1 protein-coding gene is annotated in these 752 nt (G+C 51.6%); it reads left to right on the top strand.

Annotation, left to right across the window (positions count from 1 at the left end):
- Nucleotides 1-287 (top strand): hypothetical protein (locus DVK07_RS23925; RefSeq protein ID WP_233565557.1); only part of this gene is annotated, 287 nt, incomplete at its 5' end.
- Nucleotides 288-752 lie beyond the last annotated feature (465 nt).

Here is a 752-nt window from a genome sequence, read left to right as displayed (position 1 = left end):
CGAACAAGAGTTTTGCTGCGTTCTTGTCTGCACTGCAGTTGTTGTTGTTAGTATTCTTCTCGGCGTCGTTGCGGTCAGATGTCTCTGACCGCGGGTTGTTTGCGAACATATTGTTAGGCGCGACGCGGGTTCGTCGATTCCCCGATGGTTTGTCGGGGGGTGCGTCGCTTACCTCACTCTATCCCACCCACCGGGATAAGCATTGGGCAGATGAGAAGATCCAACGAGTAACGTCGATGCTGACCGAGGCGACTGACGGTACTCCGATCAACCCTGCACAGAGATGAGTCGAGACGGTAGGTAGAGCCGAGTGACTGAGGTGACCGAGGGTACATCGAACTGTTCTCCTCGATTTTGCACTGTTCCCTTTCTCTCTAATATTTGACTATTCACGTTTTACCCTCAGTCACCTCAGTCACTCTTTGATAACCCGAAGCCTTGTTGCGGTTTTGCTGACTGATGGTAGTCGATCCATCCTGCCGAGACGTGGGTCGAGACACCAAGTGGAGTCGAGTGACTGAGGTGACTGAGGGTAGATCGAATTGTTCCCCTCGATTTTGTAGTGTAGCTCACTCTCTCTAATATTTGACAACTCAGAATTTACCCTCGGTCACCTCAGTCACCCCCTTACTGTCTCGGTGCTGTATTGCGGTTTTGCTGACTGACGGTGCGTTTGTCAACAGCGGCTGCCGAGGATACCTGCGGTAACTGACACACCGAGTGTTTTATGTGTGAGCTGGTCATACTTAAGG

It is taken from the genome of Halorubrum sp. Atlit-26R, assembly GCF_003666015.1.
In the GTDB taxonomy this organism is placed as follows: Archaea; Halobacteriota; Halobacteria; order Halobacteriales; family Haloferacaceae; genus Halorubrum.
Note: the sequence above shows the minus strand (reverse complement) of the source record. Positions and strands in the feature narration are given on the sequence as shown.